Annotated in this window: 17 protein-coding genes; 8 read left to right on the plus strand and 9 right to left on the minus strand. The window is 73.0% G+C overall.

Features of this window, described 5'->3' with window-relative positions; translation table 11 throughout:
- Positions 1–59 precede the first annotated feature (59 nt).
- The 3 genes from O7615_RS32805 to O7615_RS32815 are packed head-to-tail and all read right to left on the minus strand — an operon-like array spanning position 60 to position 2846.
- On the minus strand, positions 60–653 hold the full coding sequence (locus O7615_RS32805) for a GNAT family N-acetyltransferase (RefSeq protein ID WP_278181669.1): 594 nt from the start codon (positions 651–653) through the stop codon (positions 60–62).
- Positions 650–2179 (minus strand): APC family permease, encoded by a 1530-nt coding sequence (locus O7615_RS32810; RefSeq protein WP_278181670.1) that lies wholly within the window; start codon positions 2177–2179, stop codon positions 650–652. Before O7615_RS32810 ends, O7615_RS32805 begins: the two co-directional genes overlap by 4 nt.
- 40 nt (positions 2180–2219) lie before the next feature.
- Positions 2220–2846: a GPP34 family phosphoprotein gene (locus O7615_RS32815; protein WP_278181671.1), complete on the minus strand. Its 627-nt coding sequence runs from the start codon at positions 2844–2846 to the stop codon at positions 2220–2222.
- Positions 2847–2986: 140 nt separating this feature from the next.
- On the opposite strand from O7615_RS32815, the gene O7615_RS32820 reads away from it, so the two are divergent.
- The 3 genes from O7615_RS32820 to hrpB all read left to right on the plus strand — a co-directional run bounded on the left by O7615_RS32820 (position 2987) and on the right by hrpB (position 7150).
- Positions 2987–3829 (plus strand): helix-turn-helix transcriptional regulator, encoded by an 843-nt coding sequence (locus O7615_RS32820; protein WP_278181672.1) that lies wholly within the window; start codon positions 2987–2989, stop codon positions 3827–3829.
- Positions 3830–3872: 43 nt separating this feature from the next.
- The gene (locus tag O7615_RS32825) at positions 3873–4064 is read left to right on the plus strand and encodes a DUF397 domain-containing protein (protein WP_278181673.1); all 192 of its coding nucleotides are present in this window, start codon (positions 3873–3875) and stop codon (positions 4062–4064) included.
- A 557-nt stretch (positions 4065–4621) separates the two neighbouring features.
- A complete protein-coding gene (hrpB, locus tag O7615_RS32830; protein WP_278182321.1) occupies positions 4622–7150 on the plus strand; it encodes an ATP-dependent helicase HrpB in 2529 nt (842 codons plus the stop codon).
- A 1-nt stretch (position 7151) separates the two neighbouring features.
- Here the strand turns inward: hrpB and O7615_RS32835 are convergent, their stop codons facing one another.
- Positions 7152–7880, minus strand: coding sequence for a protein phosphatase 2C domain-containing protein (locus O7615_RS32835; protein WP_278181674.1), 729 nt, complete (start codon positions 7878–7880; stop codon positions 7152–7154).
- A 222-nt stretch (positions 7881–8102) separates the two neighbouring features.
- Between O7615_RS32835 and O7615_RS32840 the strand changes: the two genes are divergently transcribed.
- Positions 8103–10715, plus strand: a complete 2613-nt coding sequence (locus O7615_RS32840; RefSeq protein ID WP_278181675.1) for a glycoside hydrolase family 9 protein — start codon at positions 8103–8105, stop codon at positions 10713–10715.
- 86 nt (positions 10716–10801) lie between these two features.
- On the opposite strand, the gene O7615_RS32845 is transcribed toward O7615_RS32840, so the two are convergent.
- The 3 genes from O7615_RS32845 to O7615_RS32855 are packed head-to-tail and all read right to left on the minus strand — an operon-like array spanning position 10802 to position 13499.
- A complete protein-coding gene (locus tag O7615_RS32845) occupies positions 10802–11767 on the minus strand; it encodes a TIGR03885 family FMN-dependent LLM class oxidoreductase (protein WP_278181676.1) in 966 nt (321 codons plus the stop codon).
- Between the two features lie 41 nt (positions 11768–11808).
- A complete protein-coding gene (locus O7615_RS32850) occupies positions 11809–13221 on the minus strand; it encodes an NADP-dependent succinic semialdehyde dehydrogenase (protein ID WP_278181677.1) in 1413 nt (470 codons plus the stop codon).
- A 14-nt stretch (positions 13222–13235) separates the two neighbouring features.
- Positions 13236–13499 carry a DUF6343 family protein gene (locus O7615_RS32855; RefSeq protein ID WP_278181678.1) on the minus strand — a complete coding sequence of 88 codons (264 nt, stop codon included), beginning with the start codon at positions 13497–13499 and terminating at the stop codon, positions 13236–13238.
- 157 nt (positions 13500–13656) lie between these two features.
- Between O7615_RS32855 and O7615_RS32860 the strand changes: the two genes are divergently transcribed.
- Together O7615_RS32860 and O7615_RS32865 are read left to right on the plus strand one after the other, a co-directional pair.
- The gene (locus O7615_RS32860) at positions 13657–14280 is read left to right on the plus strand and encodes an antibiotic biosynthesis monooxygenase (RefSeq protein ID WP_278181679.1); all 624 of its coding nucleotides are present in this window, start codon (positions 13657–13659) and stop codon (positions 14278–14280) included.
- 119 nt (positions 14281–14399) lie between these two features.
- On the plus strand, positions 14400–15251 hold the full coding sequence (locus O7615_RS32865) for a GDSL-type esterase/lipase family protein (protein ID WP_278181680.1): 852 nt from the start codon (positions 14400–14402) through the stop codon (positions 15249–15251).
- Here O7615_RS32865 and O7615_RS32870 read toward each other — a convergent pair.
- Positions 15239–16045 (minus strand): EcsC family protein, encoded by an 807-nt coding sequence (locus O7615_RS32870; RefSeq protein ID WP_278181681.1) that lies wholly within the window; start codon positions 16043–16045, stop codon positions 15239–15241. The two genes, O7615_RS32865 and O7615_RS32870, sit on opposite strands and share 13 nt — an antisense overlap.
- 200 nt (positions 16046–16245) lie before the next feature.
- Between O7615_RS32870 and O7615_RS32875 the strand changes: the two genes are divergently transcribed.
- Complete coding sequence (locus O7615_RS32875; protein WP_278181682.1) at positions 16246–17157, plus strand: PAC2 family protein; 912 nt, start codon at positions 16246–16248, stop codon at positions 17155–17157.
- A gap of 83 nt (positions 17158–17240) precedes the next feature.
- Positions 17241–18038, plus strand: a complete 798-nt coding sequence (locus tag O7615_RS32880; protein ID WP_278181683.1) for an exodeoxyribonuclease III — start codon at positions 17241–17243, stop codon at positions 18036–18038.
- A gap of 122 nt (positions 18039–18160) precedes the next feature.
- Here O7615_RS32880 and O7615_RS34370 read toward each other — a convergent pair whose 3' ends face one another.
- Positions 18161–19672 carry an NF041680 family putative transposase gene (locus O7615_RS34370; RefSeq protein ID WP_347405115.1) on the minus strand — a complete coding sequence of 504 codons (1512 nt, stop codon included), beginning with the start codon at positions 19670–19672 and terminating at the stop codon, positions 18161–18163.
- Positions 19673–19698 lie beyond the last annotated feature (26 nt).

A 19698-nucleotide genomic window follows, 5' to 3' on the forward strand; every position in this document is an offset into this window, starting at 1 on the left:
GGGGGTGACGACGGTGGCCGGGTCCGTGGGATCCGGCCACCGTCGTGTCCGCGCCGGCCTCACCCGGCGGCGGGCTCCCGCCACATGGGCCAGAACGGTGTGCCGTCGGGCAGCCGGAACGGCTCGGAGACCCGGTAGCCGCGCCGCGCGTACAGGTCGCGGCCGACCTCGCTGCTCGCCTCCAGGTACGCCGGCACCCCGTTCGCGTCCAGCCAGGCGTGGTGGTGACGCAGCAACGCCGTGCCGATGCCCTGACCCTGGCGATCCGGGCGGACGGCCAGCATCGCCAGATGGTGGTGGTCCTCGTGCGGGTGGTTCGCGGCGAACAGGTCGTCGAGGTGGGCGAAGCGCGACGTCCACTCCCCGCACGCGGCGGCCAGCCGGGCGTCGTAGTCCTCCGGCGGCGGCAGCGGTTCACCGACCGACGGCAGCCAGACCGCCACGCCGGCCCGATCCTCGGTGCCGAACACCAGGCCGTGCCGCGCGGCATGCCCGACGATGATCTCGAAGTTCCCGGCGAGCACCGCCTCGCGCTTGGCGTCGTCGGGCACCAGCCACCGGGTCGCGTCCAGCACCAGGAAGGACTCGGCGATCCGGGCGGCGACCCACCGGGCGTCCGCCGGTCCGAGCCGGTTGATGATCGGCGGCGTCACTGTCGTACCCCCGTGGTCGTGGTCGCCGGCCCGGTGACCGACGCCGGCGGGACGACGACCGCCGCGGCGCTCTCCGCGCCCAGGCCGATCCGGGCGTACGTGTCGGGACGCCGGCGGCGCAGCGACAGGCCCCACAGCGCGCCGAGCAGCGCCGCCACGGGGTAGGCCGCCGGGATCGCCCAGCGCAGCGGCGAGTCCGGTTCCACCCCGAGCAGGTTGGCGAAGTTCTGCACCGCCAGCACGATGATCGCGATCAGCGCGATCGCGGCGATGCCCGGGGCGATCAGCCGCCGCCAGAGCGTCTCCTGCTCGCCGCTGCGGGCGAAGTACGCGATGATCGCGACCGCGGTGGTGGCGATCATCAGCAGGACGCCGAAGCCGCCGCTGGTGCCCAGCCAGAAGAACAGCTGGAGCACCGGGTCCCAGCCGTTCACCGCGTACAGCAGGATCACCAGGAGGCCGAGCGTGCTCTGTGCCAGCGAGGCCGCCCGGGGCGCGCCGGTGGTCGGGGAGGTGCGCCCGAACACCGCCGGCAGCACCCGCTCCCGGCCCAGCGCGAAGGTGTAGCGCGCGGTGGTGTTGTGGAACGAGATCATGGCGGCCAGCACCGAGGTCAGGAAGAGCGCCTGCCCGATGGTGAGGACGGTGTCGCCCAGGTGCGCCCCGGCCAGGTTGAAGATCAGATCGACGCTCTGGGTACCGGCCTCCTCGACGATCCGGTCCGGCCCGACGGCCACGGTCATGCTCCACGAGGAGAGCGCGTAGACCACCGCGATGATCGCCACGGACAGGTAGGTGGCCATCGGCACGGTGCGCTTCGGGTCCTTGCTCTCCTCGCTGAAGACCACCGAGGCCTCGAAGCCGACGAAGCCGAGAATCGCCAGCACGAGCACCGCGCCGACGCCCGGCACGAAGAAGTTGTCCGGCGAGAACGCGGCGAAGCTGACGCCGCCGGCGGCCGGGTTGCCCAGCTGGCCGAGGTCGAACACCACGATGACGGCGATCTCGGCGCAGAGCAGCGCGGCCAGCACCATGCCGTTGATGTCCACCCGGAGCAGGCCGAGCAGTGCCACCAGCGCCCAGGCCACCAGCGCCACGATCCACCACTGTGGCGTGATCCCGAACAGCCGGTCCAGCACCGGCGTGGCCGCCGCGCCGATGGTGCCGTAGAGCCCGACCTGGAGGGCGTTGTAGGCGATCAGCGCGACCCAGGCCGTACCGACCCCGGCCGGGCGTCCCAGCCCACGGGTGACGTACGCGTAGAAGGCGCCGGCGTTGGCCATCCGTCGGGCCATCGCCACGTAACCGGCGGAGAACAGGGTCAGCACCGCGGCTACCGCCAGGAACGCCAGCGGGATGCCGAGCACCCCGATGACCCCGTAGCCGGTGGTGACCACGCCGGCGACCACGGTCAGCGGTGCCGCCGCGGAGAGGACGAAGAAGACCACCGAGGGCACGCCGAGCCGGCCACGGGCCAGCGCCTCGGAGACGTTGCTCGGTCGTTCGGTTGTCGCTGTGGAGGACATGGGCTGCTCCGGTCTTAGGGAGGGGAAGGGGTGTACCGGGTCAGGGAATGCCGCGCAGCACGGCCGCGCCCACGGCGGCCTCGGTGTGCGCGACGAGTTCCTTCAGCGGGGCCGGCAGGGCCGGAATGATCAGGTTGAGCCGGTGGTGGGCACGCGGGCCCGCGCTCCACAGCACCTCGCGGGTCAGGCCGGCGGCGGCGATCAGTCCGAGCAGCAGCCCGTCCGGCACGCTCGGCGGCTCCACCCGCTCCAGCAACGCGCGCAGCCGAGTGGCCGGCCAGGCCGCGATGTTGAGATCGATCGGCTGGTAGGTGACGGTGGTCCGCAGCAGTCGGCGGGTCTCCTGCCGACGCAGCACACCGGCCCGGGCCAGGCGCTCCCCCACCGAGGTCACGGCGGTCTGGGCGAGGAAGCTGAGCCAGGTCCGCACCGCCTGGTGCTGGGCCTCCCCGATCAACTGGTCCAGCACGGTGTGCGCCAGCGCGTCGGCCGGCGGGCGCCGGTCGATCACGGTCAGCTGGCCGGCGGTGACCGTAATATGTCCATAGAGGATCAGCTCGCCGAGGAGCCCACCGGCCAGACCGAGGCCGGCCGCCGCCGGGTGCAGCTTCGCCTTGCCTCGCGTGTCGTTGTGGGCGATCAGGAAGAACTCGTCGGCGATGAGCAAACGTCCTCCCCGGCCGCCGTCCTTGGTGATCGCTAACCGGGAAAGGATGCACCCGACGTCACTGCAATGCAACTCCCGTTTTCGATAGTTGCACTCCGTGGTGGTGCGACCTGCGCCTTTTCCCATGACAGACTCGGAGGGTGACCGCGAGCCCCACCGTCCGCCGCCGCCGCATCGCCCGGGAACTCCGCCAGTTGCGCGAACGCGCCGGAATGACCCTGGATGTCGCCGCCCGGCAACTGGACATGTCCAAGAGCAACCTGTCCCGCATCGAGAACGCCCAGATCGGCATCAAACCGCGCGACGTGCGGGCCGCGCTGGCGCTGTACCAGGTGACCGGGAACGATGCCGAGGCACTCATCGAGATCGCCCGGGGTGCGCAGCAGCGTGGCTGGTGGCAGCACTACAGCGACGTCCTGCCGGTGTGGTTCGAGTTCTACGTCGGACTGGAGGCCGAGGCCGCCACGCTGCGGACGTACGAGGCCGAGGCGGTGCCCGGCCTGCTGCAGACCGAGGCGTACGCCCGGGAGGTCTACCGGCTCACCGCCGGCGACGAGGACCTGGATCGCAAGGTGGCGGCCCGGCTCCGTCGCCAGGACGTGCTGAGCGGCGACGACCCGGTCGAGTTGTCGGTAGTGCTGAACGAGGCAGCGCTGCTACGCCCCGTCAGCAGTCGGGCTGTCATGGCAGGTCAGACCGCCCACCTGGAGGCCGTCGCACAGTTACCGAACGTTACGATTCAGGTACTTCCACTCGCGGCCGGCGGGCACCCCGCGATGAACTCGCCGTACGTCATCCTCACCTTCCCCGACGCGGCCGACGCCGCCGTGGTCTACCTGGAAAATCTCTCGATGGGGCTGGCACTGGAGGAGGCCGCGCAGGTGCGCTCGTATAGCCTTGTGCACGAGAGGCTGCGCCGGCTGGCGCTCGATCCGGCGGCGTCCCTGGTCCGCCTGAAAGAGGCTTCTCGCTACTTTACGTGACCGCTGCACCGCGGTCACTCTCGGTATCGACGAAGGGATCGCGATGACCGCGCTCGACCTGTCCCGGGCGAAGTGGCGCACCAGCACGCGCAGTGTGGGCAACGGCAACTGCGTCGAGGTCGCCACAGTCGACGGTCGGGTCGCGGTGCGGGACAGCAAGGACCGCCCCGGGCCCGTGCTGACCTTCCCGCCGTCGGCCTGGAACGCCTTCGTCGCCAGCTTTCCCGCTCGCTGACCGCCACTCCCCCAGACGGTCACACCCCCAGGCGGCGACACCGGCACACCGCCGGCGGCCGCACCACCCGGCCGCACACCACCCGGTCGCCTGGCCATGACACCTCGGCCGTCACCATCCGTTACGGCGACACCTCACCCCACAAGGTGACTGTTCGTGACGGCGACGCCTCCCACCTCCACCCCACATCCCCACGCTTTGCTCTGCTTCAACCCACGCAACAGGCTCCGAGCTGCACCTACGTGGACCCTCAGCCGGCACCGCGACGAGCCAATCGATGCGGACAGTAACCGTTGCGTGGATTGAAGCAGAGCAAAGGAAGCGAGGAGGAACTGCGGCAGCGGAGGGCGAAGCTACGCAAGGTAACGCGGCTTGCGGGACGTCCGAGCCAGCCGGGGCCAGGCCGAGCCGAGCCGGGCCAGGCCGGGCCAGGCCGAGCCGGGCCAGGCCGAGCCGGGCCAGGCCGAGCCGGGCCAGGCCGAGCCGGGCCAGGCCGAGCCGCGTGGAGTTGGGCCGGGCTGGGTCGGGGGTCGGCGGGCGCGGTGCGAGACTGGGCCGTGCTTTCCGACGTACCCCTCGACCTGCCCGTCCGGCCGGTGCTGCCGGCGCTGGTGACGGCGCTGCGCTCGGCGGGCACCGCGGTCCTGGTCGCCCCGCCGGGCACCGGCAAGACGACCCTCGCCCCGCTCGCCGTGGCCGACGCGGTGGACGGTCGGGTGATCGTGGCCCAGCCCCGCCGGGTGGCCGCCCGCGCCGCCGCCCGGCGGATGGCGGCCCTGCTCGGCGAGGAGGTGGGTGGCCGGGTCGGTTACGCGGTACGCGGCGAGCGGCGGGCCGGTGCGCGTACCCGGGTGGAGGTGGTCACCACCGGGCTGCTGGTGCGCCGGTTGCACCACGACCCTGAGCTAGCCGGCGTCGGCGCGGTCCTGCTCGACGAGATCCACGAGCGGCAGCTCGACGCCGACCTGGCGCTCGCCTTCGCCGTGGAGTCCCGGACCGCCCTGCGGCCGGACCTGTGGCTGCTCGCCATGTCCGCGACACCCGAGGCGGACCGCTTCGCCGCCCTGCTCGGCGGTGCGGTGGCCGCGCCGGTGGTGCGTGCGTCGTCGGCGCTGCACCCGGTGACCCGGGTCTGGGCGCCACCACACCGACCCGTGCCGCCGCCGGGCGCGGGGCCGGTGGACCGGGCACTGCTCGACCACCTCGCGGCCACCGTCCGGCGGGCCCTGCGCGAGCAGGAGGGGGACCTGCTGGTCTTCCTGCCCGGCGTGGGCGAGATCGCCGCCGTCGCCGGCCGCCTGGCCGACCTGCCCGAGGTCGACGTGCTGCGGTTGCACGGCCGCCAGTCCGCCGCCGAGCAGGATGCCGCCCTGCGGGCGGGGCTGCTGCGGCGGGTGGTGCTGGCCACGGCGGTGGCGGAGAGCAGCCTGACCGTGCCGGGCGTGCGGACCGTGGTGGACGCGGGGTTGTCCCGGGTGGCCCGGTTGGACCTGGCCCGCGGGCTGGGTGCGCTGGTCACCGTGCCGGTCTCCCGGGCCGCGGCCACCCAGCGGGCCGGCCGGGCGGGCCGGGAGGCACCCGGGCACGTCTACCGCTGCTGGTCGCCGGCGGTCCACGACCGGCTGCCCGCGCAGCCGGAGCCGGAGATCGCCACCGCCGACCTGACCGGGTTCGCCCTCGAACTGGCCGCCTGGGGCGCGCCGGACGGAAGCGGGCTCGCGCTGCCCGATCCGCCCCCGGCGGCGGCGATGGCGGTGGCCACCGGGACGCTGAGCGCCCTCGGTGCGCTCGGCGAGGACGGTCGGATCACCGCGCGGGGGCGGGCCATCGTCGCCGCCGGGGCGCATCCCCGGTTGGCTCGGGCCCTGCTCGACGGGGCCACCCGGGTCGGCGCCGACCGCGCGGCCGAGGTGGTGGCGCTGCTCGCCGAGCAGGCCGCCCCCGGCACGAGCGACGATCTCAGTGCCGCCTGGCGCCGGCTGCGGGCCGGCACGGATCCGGCCGCCACCGCCCGCTGGCGCGCGGAGGTACGCCGCCTGCGCACCGCCCTACGCGCCGCCCTGCCCGCCGCCGAGGGCACGCCGCCGGACGCGGGTACGCAACGGCTGACCGATGACCTCGCGGCCGGGCTGCTGGTCGGGTTGGCGTACCCGGAACGACTGGCCCGGGTGCGGCGGCCGGGTGGTTCGGCGTACCTGATGAGCGGCGGGACCGCGGCGGAGCTGGCGCGCGGGTCGGCGCTGGCGGGCGTCGACTGGCTGGCCGTGGCGGTGGCCGACCGGCCGCCCGGCGCGCCGGCGGCCCGGGTCCGGCTCGCCGCCGTCCTGGACGAGGCGACCGCCCGCGAGGTCGGCGGCCCGCTGCGGCGCACCGAGCGGGAGATCGGCTGGTCGGACGGGGACGTGGTGGCCCGGGAGGTGGTCAGGTTGGGCGCGATCGAGCTGGTCGAGCGCCCGCTGGTCCGGCCCGACCCGGGTGAGGTGGCCGCGGCCCTGCTGGCTGGGCTGCGCGGCACCGGGCTCGACCTGCTGACCTGGCCGCCGCCGGCCCGTGCGCTGCGCCAGCGGCTGGCGTTCTGCCGGCACGCGCTCGGCGAGGAGTGGCCCGACGTCTCCGACGAGGCGCTGCTGGCCGATGCGGCGCACTGGCTCGGGCCGGAGCTGGCCACCGCCCGCCGCCGGGCCGACCTGGCCCGCGTCGACGTGACCGGTGCGCTGCGCCGGCTGCTGCCCTGGCCGCTGGCCGGGCGGCTGGACGAGCTGGCGCCGGAACGGATCACCGTGCCCAGCGGCTCCCGGATCCGGGTGGACTACGCCGACCCGTCGGCACCGGTGCTCGCGGTCCGGCTCCAGGAGACCTTCGGGTGGCCGGACGCGCCCCGCGTCGGCGGTGGACGGGTGCCGGTACTGCTGCACCTGCTCTCCCCCGCCGGCCGGCCGGTGGCGGTCACCGCCGACCTGGCGTCGTTCTGGCGGTCGGGCTACCGCCAGGTCCGGGCCGAGCTGCGCGGCCGTTACCCACGCCACCCCTGGCCGGAGGACCCGACGACGGCCGTGCCGACCCGGCGGGCCGGGCGCCGTCAGTGAGTCACTGCTCGTCGACCACGTCCGCGACGACCACCGTGATGTTGTCCGGGCCGCCGGCCCGCAGCGCCAGGTCGATCAGCGTACGCGCGCAGCCCTCCCGTTCCGGGTGGCCGGCCAGCACCTCGGTCAGGGTCTCGGCGCGCACGACGTTGGACAGCCCGTCGCTGCACAGCAGCCAGCGGTCGCCGGCCCGGGGCACCATCGTCGCGTACGTCGGTGAGACCTCGTCGCCCTGCAACGCCTGGGTCACCACGGCCCGGCGGGGATGGCTGCCGGCCTGGTCCGGGGTGATCAGCCCCTGCTCGACGAGCATCTGCACGAAGGTGTCGTCCCGGGTGATCTGCTTGAGCACGCCGTCGCGGAACAGGTAGGCCCGCGAGTCGCCCACGTGGGCCAGCGCCAGGCAGCTGCCGGTACGCGCGAACAGCAACGCGGTGAGCGTGGTGCCCATCCCCTGCCGCTGCGGATCCTCGGCGACCGCCTGACGGATCCGGTCGGTGGCCAGTTGGATGCCGCGCTGCAGGGCGGCGACCAGTGCGTCCTCCGGTGTCTCCACGTCCAGCGGCGCCACCGCCTCGATGGCGATGGCGCTGGCCAGGTCCCCCGCGGCCATGCCGCCCATGCCGTCGGCGACGGCGACCAGCCAGGTGCCGGTGTGCAACGCGTCCTGGTTACCGCTGCGAATCAGCCCACGGTCGCTCGTCCCGGCGGAACGCAGCTTCAGGGTCATGGCACGCAGCCTGCCAGGCGAAGGGCTCGGTTGTCTCTAGGAGATCAGGACCGCCCGGCGTGGCGCGGCGAATCTCACTGGCCGGCGACCCTGACACCATCGGATGCGATCGATTGACAGGGCCTGTCCGTCCTGGAAACATGCCCGATACCTGGGAGCGCTCCCAGGTATCGCACCCCTCCACCTCGCATTTTCCGTCCCGCTCGTCGGAAGGAATCCCCCGTGACGCCATCCCGACGTCGCCTCGCGGTGCTCGCCGCGGCGACCACCGTGGCGCTGGTCGGCGCGAGCGCCGGCACCGCTTTCGCCGATCCACCGGCCGACCCACCCGAACAGATCCGTAACGGTGACTTCAGCGACGGCTCCTCCCCCTGGTTCTCCTACGGCACCAACTCGCTCGGCGTGGTCGACGGCCAGCTCTGCGCCACCGTGACCGGTGGCCTGGCCAACCCCTGGGACGCCGGCATCGGCCACGACGCGCTGCCGCTGATCGCCGGCGCCGAGTACACCCTCGGCTTCGACGTCACCGCCACGCCCGGCGGCGCGGTCACCGCCGTGCTGCAACTCGGCAGCGAGCCCTACACCGGCTACTACTCCGTCACCGCCGCCGCGACGCCGACCCAGCAGCGCGTCGAGCGCACCTTCGTCGCCCCGAACGACGACGACCGCGCCCAGCTGATCTTCCAGGTCGGCGGTAGCGCCGAGGCGCAGACCATCTGCCTGGACAACGTCTCGCTGCGCGGCGGCAACCCGCGCGAGCCGTACGTGCCGGACACCGGTCCCCGCGTCCGGGTCAACCAGGTCGGCTACCTGCCCGGCGGCCCGAAGAACGCCACCATCGTCACCGAGGCGACCGAGGCGCTGCCCTGGCAGCTGCAAGCCGCCTCCGGCGCCGTGCTCGCCCAGGGCACCACCACCCCGCGCGGGATCGACCCGGCCTCGGCCGAGAACGTGCACTCGGTCGACTTCTCCGCGTACCGCACGCCGGGGCGGGGCCTGACGCTGGCCGTGGACGGGGAGATCAGCCACCCGTTCGACATCTCCGGCACGCTCTACGACCAGCTCCGCTCGGACGCGCTGCAGTTCTTCTACATCCAGCGCAGCGGCATCGCCATCGACGGCGACCTGGTCGGCGAGGAGTACGCCCGCCCGGCCGGGCACCTGGACGTGCCCCCGAACCAGGGCGACACGGACGTACCCTGCCAGCCCGGCGTCTGCGACTACCGCCTCGACGTGCGCGGTGGCTGGTACGACGCCGGCGACCACGGCAAGTACGTGGTCAACGGCGGCATCGCCACCTACCAGCTGCTGAGCACCTTCGAGCGGACCAAGAACGCCGCCACGGCCGGCTTCGGCGCCGCCCTCGGCGACGGGACGCTGCGGGTGCCCGAGCGCGACAACGGGGTGCCGGACGTCCTCGACGAGGCCCGCTGGGAGCTGGAGTTCCTGCTGCGCATGCAGGTGCCGGCCGGCAACCCGCTCGCCGGGATGGCCCACCACAAGATCCACGACCGCAACTGGACCGGCCTACCGTTGCAGCCCGAGGACGACGACGAACTGCGGGAGCTGCACCCGCCGTCCACCGCCGCCACGCTGAACCTGGCCGCCGTCGCCGCCCAGTGCGCCCGGCTCTTCGCCCCGTATGACACGGCGTTCGCCCAGCGCTGCGGCACCGCGGCGAAGACCGCCTACACCGCCGCCAAGGCCAACCCGACCCGGTACGCCAGCCCCACCGACGGCAACGGCGGTGGCGCGTACTCCGACGACGACGTGACCGACGAGTTCTACTGGGCGGCCGTCGAGCTGTACCTGACCACCGGCGAGCGCACCTACCTGACCGACCTGACCGCGTCGCCGCACCACACCGGTGACGTGTTCGACGTGCGCGGCTTCGCCTGGCCGAGCGTTGCCGCGCTGGGCCGGCTGGACCTGGCGACCGTGCCCAACGGGCTGCCGGCCGCCGAGCTGACCCGCATCCGGGCCTCGGTCACCGCGGCCGCCGACGACTACCTCGCCGAGATCGGCCGGCAGGCGTACGGGCTGCCCATGCCCGGCGACCCGGGCAGCTACTTCTGGGGCGGCAACGGCAACGTCATCAACAACGCGATCGTGCTGGCCACCGCCTTCGACCTGACCCGCGAGGAGCGGTACCGCGACGGTGCCGTGCAGACGATGGACTACATCCTCGGTCGCAATGCGCTGAACATCTCGTACGTGACCGGGTGGGGCGAGCACGCGGCGAAGAACCAGCACAGCCGGATCTTCGGCAACCAGCTCGACCCGAGCCTGCCGAATCCGCCCGCCGGTTCGCTGGCCGGCGGCCCGAACGCCGCGCTGCAGGACCCGTTCGCGGAGCAGTTGCTCGCCGGCTGCGCGCCGATGTTCTGCTACGTCGACGACATCGCCTCCTACGCGACCAACGAGGTGGCGATCAACTGGAACTCGGCGCTGGCCTGGCTCGCCTCGTTCCTGGCCGACCAGGGCGACGCCGCCGCGGTGCCGGCGCCGACCTGCGCGGTCACCTACACCAACTACGGCCATTGGCAGGGCGGCACCGGCTTCACCGCCCAGGTGACCATCCGCAACACCGGCACGGCCACGGTGAACGGCTGGACCGCCCGGTTCGCGTTCACCGGTGACGCGAAGGTGCGCGAGGCGTGGATGGCGGACGTGACGCAGTCCGGTGCCACGGTGACCGCGAAGAACGAGTCGTACAACGCCCGGATCAACCCGGGTGGCACGGTGACCTTCGGCTTCAACGCCACCACCGGCGGCGGGGCCAACCCGTCATCCGGCCTGGTCACGGTCAACGGCGGCGCCTGCGCCGCGTCCTGAATCCCGGGTGGGGTGCCGTCGGCGACCGGCACCCCACCCGGCCCCCGGGCCTGACCGGCTCCGGCCCGGGGGCGAGCTGCGGGGAGTCAGCCGGCGCGGCGCAGCTTCGGCAGCACCCGGTCGCCGAACGCGTCGAGGAACGGCCGCTGCTCCTGCCCGACGTGGTGCAGCGCGATCTGGTCGAAGCCGAGGTCGACGTACTCCGCCAGCCAGCCCGCCTGGCGGTCCAGGTCGGCGGAGATGTTGACCACCTCGGCGAGCCGGGCCATCGGCACCTCGGCGGAGACCACGTCGAAGTGCTCGGGCGTGGCCAGGTCCCAGCAGACCGGCGGGGCGAAGACGTTGCTGCGCCACTGGTCGTACGCGATCGCCTCGGCCTCGGCCTGGGCGGGCGCCCAGCTGAGGTGCACCTGCAGGTGCAGCGGCCCGCGCCCGCCGGCCTCCCGGTACGCCTCGATCATCCGGCGCAGGTGCTCGATCGGCGCGTTGACCGTGATCAGTCCGTCCGCCCACTCGGCGCACCAACGGGCCGTGGCGACGCTGACCGCGGCACCGACGAGCGCCGGCGGCTGCTCCGGGCGGCTCCACAGTCTGGCCCGGTCGACCCGGACCAGGCCGTCGTGGCTGACCTCCTCGCCGGCCAGCAGGGCGCGGATGACGTCGACGCACTCCCGCAGCCGGGCGTTGCGGACGTCCTTGCGTGGCCACGCGTCGCCGGTGACGTGCTCGTTGGCCGCCTCGCCGGAGCCCAGGGCCGCCCAGAACCGGCCCGGGTACATCGCGGCGAGGGTGCCGATGGCCTGCGCGACGATCGCCGGGTGGTAGCGCTGCCCGGGCGCGTTGACCACCCCGAACGGCAGGTCGGTGGCCTGCAACGCCGACCCGAGCCAGGACCAGGCGAACCCGGAGTGGCCCTGCCGCTCGCTCCACGGTGCGAAGTGGTCGGAGCACATGGCGGCGTCGAAGCCGACGCTCTCGGCGTGGATCACCGCAGCCAGCAGCGCGCGGGGATGGATCTGCTCGTGGGAAGCGTGGAAACCGATCGCCGTCATGCCGGGCTTCCCTACCCACGGCGGTACGGGTGTAAGCAGGGCTACTCGGCGTGGGCGCCGGCGCCGGCGCTGGCCGTGCCCTCGCCCACCCAGACGGTCTTCACGTTGCAGAACTCGTGCATCCCCTGGGCCGACAACTCGCGGCCGTAGCCGGAGTTCTTCACTCCGCCGAACGGCAGCTCCGGATAGGACGTGGTCATGCCGTTGATGAAGACGGCGCCCGCCTCCAGGTCGGTCGCGAACCGCTGCTGCTCCTGCCGGTCCCGCGTCCAGGCGTTCGAGCCGAGCCCGAAGGTGGTGCCGTTGGCCAGCTCGATCGCCTCGTCGTACGACGAGACCCGATACAACCCGGCGACCGGCCCGAACACCTCCTCGGCCCACATGCGCATCCCCCGGTCCAGGTCGGTCACCACGGTCGGCGGGTAGAACCAGCCCTCGCCGGTGGGCTTCTCGCCGCCGCAGAGCACCGTGGCTCCCTTGTCGGCGGCGTCGCGGACCTGGGCGTCGACCTCGTCGCGGCCCCGCTCGGTGGCCAGCGGCCCGACGTCGGTGCCGTCCTCCATCGGATCGCCCACCCGCAGCGCCGACATCCGATGCGCGAACGCCTCGGCGAAGGCGTCGTAGACGTCGGTGTGCACGATGAAGCGCTTGGCCGCGATGCAGGACTGGCCGTTGTTCTGGCAGCGGGCGGTGGTGGCCACCTGGGCGGCCAGTTCCACGTCGGCCGAGGGCATCACCACGAACGGGTCGCTGCCGCCCAGCTCCAGCACGGTCTTCTTCAGCTCCCGGCCGGCGATCTGGGCGATCGACCGCCCGGCGACCTCGCTGCCGGTCAGCGTGGCGGCGCGTACCCGGGGGTCGCTCAGGATCCGGTCCACCGCCTCGGAGCCGACCAGCAGAGTGGTGAACGCGCCCTCGGGGAAACCGGCCCGCCGGAAGACGTCCTCCAGCAGCAGCGCGGTCTGCGGCACGTTCGAGGCGTGCTTGAGCAGCCCGGTGTTGCCGGCCATCAGTGCCGGCGCCGCGAAGCGCATGACCTGCCAGAGGGGGAAGTTCCACGGCATCACCGCCAGCACCGGCCCGATCGGTTGGTAGCGGACGAACGCCTGGATGGCGGAGACCGCCCCGGCGTCGGCGGGTTCGTCGGCGAGGAACCGGGCCGCGTGGGTGGCGTAGAAGCGGCAGGCGGTGACGCACTTCATGACCTCCGCCTTCGACGCGGCGAGCGTCTTGCCCATCTCGGTGGTCATCAGCCGGGCGATCTCGTCCCGCTCCGCCTCCAGCAGGTCGGCTGCCGCATTCAGCCACCGCCCCCGCTGCTCGATCGTGGTGCCGCGCAGCTGCCGGAACGCCAGGTCGGTCCGTTCGACCGCGCCGTCGATCTGCTCGTCGGACATCGCCTCGTACGTCTTGAGCACCTGGCCGGTAACGGGGTTGGTGGTGGCGATGGTCATCAGGGCGACTCCCGTCACTCGAAGAGCGAGTGCCGCGCGCCGGGCTCCTCCCGGCGGCGGGCGGCACGGCGACGTTGGATGACGATCAGGTCGACGACGGCAACCACCGCGAGTACGGCGCAGACGACACCCAACCAGGCCAGGTCGGCACGGAACGCCAGCGCCGAAAAAACGATCATGATGACCAGCCCGAAACTGGCCAGCGCGAGCCGCAGGTTCAGCGCGCTGTTCGCGTGACCGACCGTGCCACGGGCACGCCGGGGCTGTGATCTCGTCATCACCCCCACCTACCCCGCACCGCTGGCGCTAACCGTCACCGCCACACCGGGTTGGCCGCGCCCGGGGGCCGACCCCGGTGCGCCGCAAAGGTGGGTTGCGTTACACCTCCCCGCCGTCGACCTGCCTATCCGAGCGTCGGCGGGGAACATGGCAGGTATGACCGTCAGCCACGCCGCGCCGGTGACCGTCGCCGTCGCGCGACGCGCCGACCCCGCCCGCACCAACGAGATGGTGGCGTGGATGCGGGCCGGCACCGCGCTCGCCGAGGCGTTTCCGGGTTTCCTCGGCGCGGGCTGGGTACGCACCGCCCCCGGCTCCGGCGAGTGGCACATGCTCTACCGCTTCGCCGACCAGGACACGCTGCGCCGCTGGGAGGAGTCGCCACAGCGGCACTGGTGGCTGACCTCGGCGCAGGGCATCGTCGAGCACACCCGGGTCGAGCGACGGACCGGCATCGAGGGCTGGTTCGACCCGCCGCGCGAGCACCGCCCGCCGCACGAGGAGCGGGTCGAGCGGCTCGACGCGGCACCGACCGTGCCGCCGTCGCCGCCGTCGCCACCCCGCTGGAAGCAGGCGGTGACCATCTGGCTGGCGTTCTTCCCGCTCAGCCTCACCGCCACCGTGCTGACCGGCCAGCTCCTGCCGGGCCTGCCGACCGCGGCGCGGGTGCTGGTCATGACGCTCACCCTGACCCCGCTGATGACGTATCTGGTGCTGCCCCGGATCACCCGGTCGCTGCACTGGTGGCTGCACGGGCAACGGGCGCCCTGGCGCACATAGCACGCCGCCGGACGTCGCAACACGCCTCTGCCGCATCCCCGACAACAGCGCGTGACCGCCTCGGCCACCACGCGTAGAGTCACGATGCCGTCGCTCTGCGCTGTGAGGCTGGGGAAGTCATGCCTGGACGCTGGACCACCGCCGTCGTCAGCCTGCTCGCACTCGTCGCCCTGGCCTGCGACGCGGGCGGGGACGCGGCGCCCCGACCGTCGGGCGGAACGGCCCAGCCCGGCTCACCGAAGGTGATCGCGGGGCTCGGCGACTCGATCACCACCGGCTTCGGGTCCTGCCTGGTCCTGACCTCCTGCGAGCGCAACTCCTGGTCGACCGGGGGCGGGCTGCGCGTCGACAGCCACTACCGCCGGCTGCTCGATCGCAACCCGGCGCTGCGCGACAGGGCGTACAACCATGCCCGTCCGGGCGCCCGCGCGACGGCGCTGGCCGGTCAGGCGGAGGCGGCGGTACGCGACCGAGCCGACTACGTGACCGTCCTGATCGGGGCCAACGACGCCTGCCGGGGCGCCATCGACGCGATGACCCCGGTCAAGGAGTTCCGGGCCGAGGTGGACCGTGGGCTGCGAGTGCTGCGCGAGGGCCGCCCGAAGGCCCGGGTCCTGGTCGTCAGCGTCCCGAATCTGTACCGGCTCTGGGAGGTCGGCCACGACGAGCCACGGGCGGTGCGGGCCTGGCGACGCGGGATCTGCCCGGCGCTGCTGGCCGAGGCGACCTCGACCGCGCCCGCCGACCGGAACCGCCGGGCGGCGTTCCGGGAGCGGATCGCCGCGTACAACAGCCAGCTCGCGGCGGCCTGCCGGGCCTACGGCTCCCGGTGCCGGTACGACGGCGGCGCCGCGCACCGGATCCGCTTCGACCTTGACCTGGTCAACGCGCTGGACTACTTCCACCCCAACACCGCCGGCCAGTCCCGCCTCGCGGAGGTCACCTGGCGCTCCTCCGGCTACGCCGACTGACCACCCGGGCTGCGTGGCGCCGGAGGGCGAGGGCTGCCGTGCTGGCGGTAGAGGGCCCGGGACCGCTCGGCCAGGTTCTTGGTGGCCGAGGAGTTCGCCCAGGTGCCGAGGATGATCGCCGCTCCCGGCACCACCTTGGCGAACATCCGCTTCGCCGCGCGTACCCCGGCCATCTGGGCGAGCCGGAACCCGAGGTGCAGCATCACCCGGCCGAGGGGTGCCTGCCCGCCACCGCCGAACAACGCACCGGCCCGCTCCCGTCCGGCCGCCACGCCCAGCGCCACCCGGGCACTCGCGGCGGCCTTGTGCACCTTCTGCAGGATCAGCAGGTCGGCGGCCCGGTCGGGATGGGTCGGGTCGACACCGTACGCGGCGGCGACGTGCAGCACCATGCGGGCCTGGGTCCAGGCGAGCACGCCCACGTCGATCACCGCGCCGGGCAGCCCGGCGGCACCGGAGACGGCACCGGAGAGCCGGGCGCGATTGACGAACCGGCGTACCGCCTGCTCCGCGAACGTCTCGGCGGACGCGCCCGGCTGCTCGGCGCGCACCCGCTGGGCCCACCGGGCCGCCTCCGGGCCGAACCGGCGCACCGCCTCCAGCGCCAGGTGCTCGGGAGCGTACTGCGGATCCTGGCGCATCCGGTCCCAGAGCCGTGCCGGTGGCGCCTCGCTGGCCCCGGGCTCGCTGGCCTCGGGCTCGCTGGCCTCGGGCTCGCTGGCCGCACCCTCTGGTTCGGGTCGTGGCGAGGCCGGGGTGACGGGCCGGTCCTCGGTGGGGACGGGGTCGCTCATCACCTCTCCTTTCGGTGGTGCCCATCCATGTTTACCCCGCCGCGACAACGCCGTACCGCCGCCGTCCGTGACCGGTTACCCGTCGGTGCCGGGGCGGACGGCCCGGCGCGGCAGGAATGCACGAGGATGGCGGGTACGTTCTGGCGATCGGGGACGCCGTCAACCCGGCGACCCGTTACGCACACAGGGAGGCCGCACCGGTGCTCGATCCACACGAGCTCTACGAACTCACCGACGATCTGCCCGACCTCGGTCAGCCGGTCCTGATCCAGGCGCTCACCGGTTTCGTCGACGCCGGTAACGCGAGCCGGCTGGCCCGCGAACAGCTGCTCACCTCGCTGGAGTCCCGCCCGATCGCCCGGTTCGACCTGGACCAGCTCTTTGACTACCGCTCCCGCCGCCCGGTGATGACCTTCGTCGAGGACCACTGGGAGAGCTACGACGCGCCGGAGTTGGAGCTGCACCTGCTCCACGACGACGACGAGACCCCCTTCCTGCTGCTCACCGGGCCCGAGCCCGACCTGCAGTGGGAGCGGTTCGCCGCCGCCGTCGCCGGGCTGGCGGCCCGGCTGGACGTACGGCTCACCGTCGGGCTCAACGCGATCCCGATGGCGGTGCCGCACACCCGGCCCACCGGGGTGACCGCGCACGCCACCCGGCGTGACCTGATCGCCGGTTACGAGCCGTGGCTGCAACGGGTCCAGGTCCCCGGCAGCGTGGGCCACCTGCTGGAGTTCCGCCTCGGTGAGGCGGGCCGGGACGCGCTGGGCTTCGCCGCGCACGTGCCGCACTACGTGGCGCAGGCCGAGTATCCGGCCGCCGCCGAGGTGTTGCTGGCGTCGGTGTCCCGCAGCACCGGGCTGCTGCTGCCCCGCGACGGGCTGCGCTCGGCCGCCGAGGTGATCCGGGTGGAGATCGACCGTCAGGTCGCCCAGAGCGACGAGGCCACCACCCTGGTCCAGGCCCTTGAGGAGCAGTACGACGCGTACGCCCGGGGGCGCAGCGGGACGAACCTGCTCGCCGCGGAGAACGGCCCGCTGCCCACGGCGGAGGAACTCGGCGCCGAGCTGGAACGGTTCCTGGCCGAGCAGACCCGCCCGCCCGAGATGTAAGGAAGGCCCTTACTAACCCGCCGCGAACCGCCGTGCTCGTGCGGCGGTGGGCGGGCCGGGCCGGAATGCGGCAGGCTGGCACCATGCGCCTGGCGACCTGGAACGTCAACTCGGTGAAGGCCCGCCTGCCCCGGCTGCTCGACTGGCTTGCCGGCACCGAGCCGGACGTGGTCTGCCTACAGGAGACCAAGTGCCCGGACGGCGCCTTTCCGGTGGCCGAGGTCGGCGAGCTGGGCTACACGGTGGCCAGTCACAGCGACGGCCGGTGGAACGGGGTGGCCATCCTGTCCCGGGTCGGGCTGGCCGACGTCGCGGTGGGGTTCCCCGGCGAACCCGGGTTCCCGCTGCCGGAGGCCCGGGCCATCGCCGCCACCTGTGACGGGCTGCGGGTCTGGTCGGTGTACGTGCCGAACGGCCGGACGCCCGACGACCCGCACTACGCGTACAAACTGGCCTGGCTGGCGGCGCTGCGGGACGCGCTGGACGTCGAACTGACCGGCGCGGCGGCGCTGGCCGTCTGCGGCGACTTCAACGTGGCCCCCACCGACGCGGACGTCTGGGATCCGGCGCTCTTCGCCACCTCCACCCACGTCACCCCCGCCGAACGGGCCGCCCTCGCGGCGCTGCGCGACCTCGGCCTCACCGACGTGGTGCCCACTCCCATGAAGGGGCCGCACCCGTTCACCTACTGGGACTACCGGGCCGGCATGTTCCACCAGAACAAGGGCATGAGAATCGATCTGGTGTACGCCTCGGCCCCGTTCGCCCGCGCGGTCCGCTCCGCGTACGTGGACCGCGAGGCCCGCAAGGGCAAGGCCCCCTCCGACCACGCCCCCATCGTGGTCGACGCCGACCTGACCCCCCAGATCGAGTCCTTCTAACCCGCCCTCCCGCCCCGCGCCCCGCGCCCCGCGCCCCGCGCCCCGCGCCCCGCGCCCCGCGCCCCGCGCCCAAGATTCGCGCAACTTCAGGGATGCTGCTGCCTCGTGCCGGGGTTGGCGATTTAACGCTTCGTGCGTCTGCGTCGCTTGATGATCGTTTTGTGGCGTGGGGTTGGTTGCTGGTTGCGGCTGCCTCTTGGTCGTCCTGGTCCTGGTCGGGAGGGTTTCGGCGGCTTGGCTGGTGTGGGTAGGTGTGGGTGCAGGCTGCGGAAACCTCGTCGGACCCGGTAGGGAGTCAGGGTGGTGGTGGTCAGGGGTCGTTCCCAGGGCAGGCGTTGGTCGGTGATCAGGGTTCGGGCGAGGCGGAGTTGGGTGTGTGCCGCCGCGACGATCCAGGTCCACAGGTCTGCTTGGCTGGGATGACGCACTGCTGGGGTGGTCCAGGCGAGGTGTTGTTTGATGAACCGGTTGGTGTGTTCGATGGCGAATCGGCGTAGGTAGGCCCGCCAGATCAGGTCAAGATCGATCGGGTCGGGGCCGGCGGTCCACAGCCACAGGGTTTGTGGGGTGCTGGCCTCGACGGTTCGGGGCAGGCTGATCCGTACGACGGTGCCGCGGATGATCGGGGCGGCCAGACCCTTGGTGTTCTTCGCTGCCCACCGGCGTCGGGGGCCGGGTTTGGGGTGCAGCCCGGTCCATGCTTGGACGTGGATCGGGCCGTGGGTGTCATCGACGGTGTGCATCTCGTGGGTGGGGTCCGGCCAGGTCGTGGGGTCAGCGCAGGCGAATCGATCGCCATGCTGTTTGGGTCGGCCGGGACTGCCGGGGGTCTTGGCCGGCGGGTCGGCGTAGAAGACCCGGTCCCGGCGGATGCGTCCGATGATCCGGGCAGGGGCGTGGGGATCGGACGCCACCCGAGCTGTCGCGGTGATCGGGCAGTAACCGGCGTCCAGGCAGAACACCGGCACCACACCCGGCCGCCGGCGGGCCAAGCCCCGCACCACAGCGCTCATCTGGCCACACGCCACCTCGGTGGCGTTGTCCTCAGGGTCCACCCGCACGACATCGACCGGCGCCGTCCAGGAATCCGGCGTCGCGGACACCTGACAAACCCACTGATACGCCCACCCCGGCACCACCCGCCCCCGCCGATCGCCACCCGGATCAGGCACCCGACACATCCCCCGCCGCGGCGAACACCCCGCCTCCGGACGCGGCCACGCCGTCACATCCACCGCGAACACCGGCCACCACCCCGGCAGAGCACCGATCAGCAGATCACGCACCGCCGCGACGTCCACCCGCCCCCTCGACAACGACGCGTACACACTGCCCCACCCCCGACGCAGCGCCGGCTCCAACGTCAGATACGGCAACGACGCCAACGAACCCGGCGTGGTCAACACCGCATCCGTCACCTCGAACAACGTGTCCGCCCACCGCGTCAAACACTGATACCAACCCTGACGGAACTCCACCAACCGGTGACGCTCACCCCCGGTTGCTTCCCCACCCACACCCGCATGACCCACAATGACAGCCACGGCCACCGCCCCACATCGAAGATCTTGGTCGATCCCGATGATCAGGCGGTGGCCGCCCCACGTCACGCCAACACACCGAACGAACCACACGCCACCTCCACCACCCCCAACCCACG

This window comes from Micromonospora sp. WMMD1082 (genome assembly GCF_029626175.1).
In the GTDB taxonomy this organism is placed as follows: domain Bacteria; phylum Actinomycetota; class Actinomycetes; order Mycobacteriales; family Micromonosporaceae; genus Micromonospora.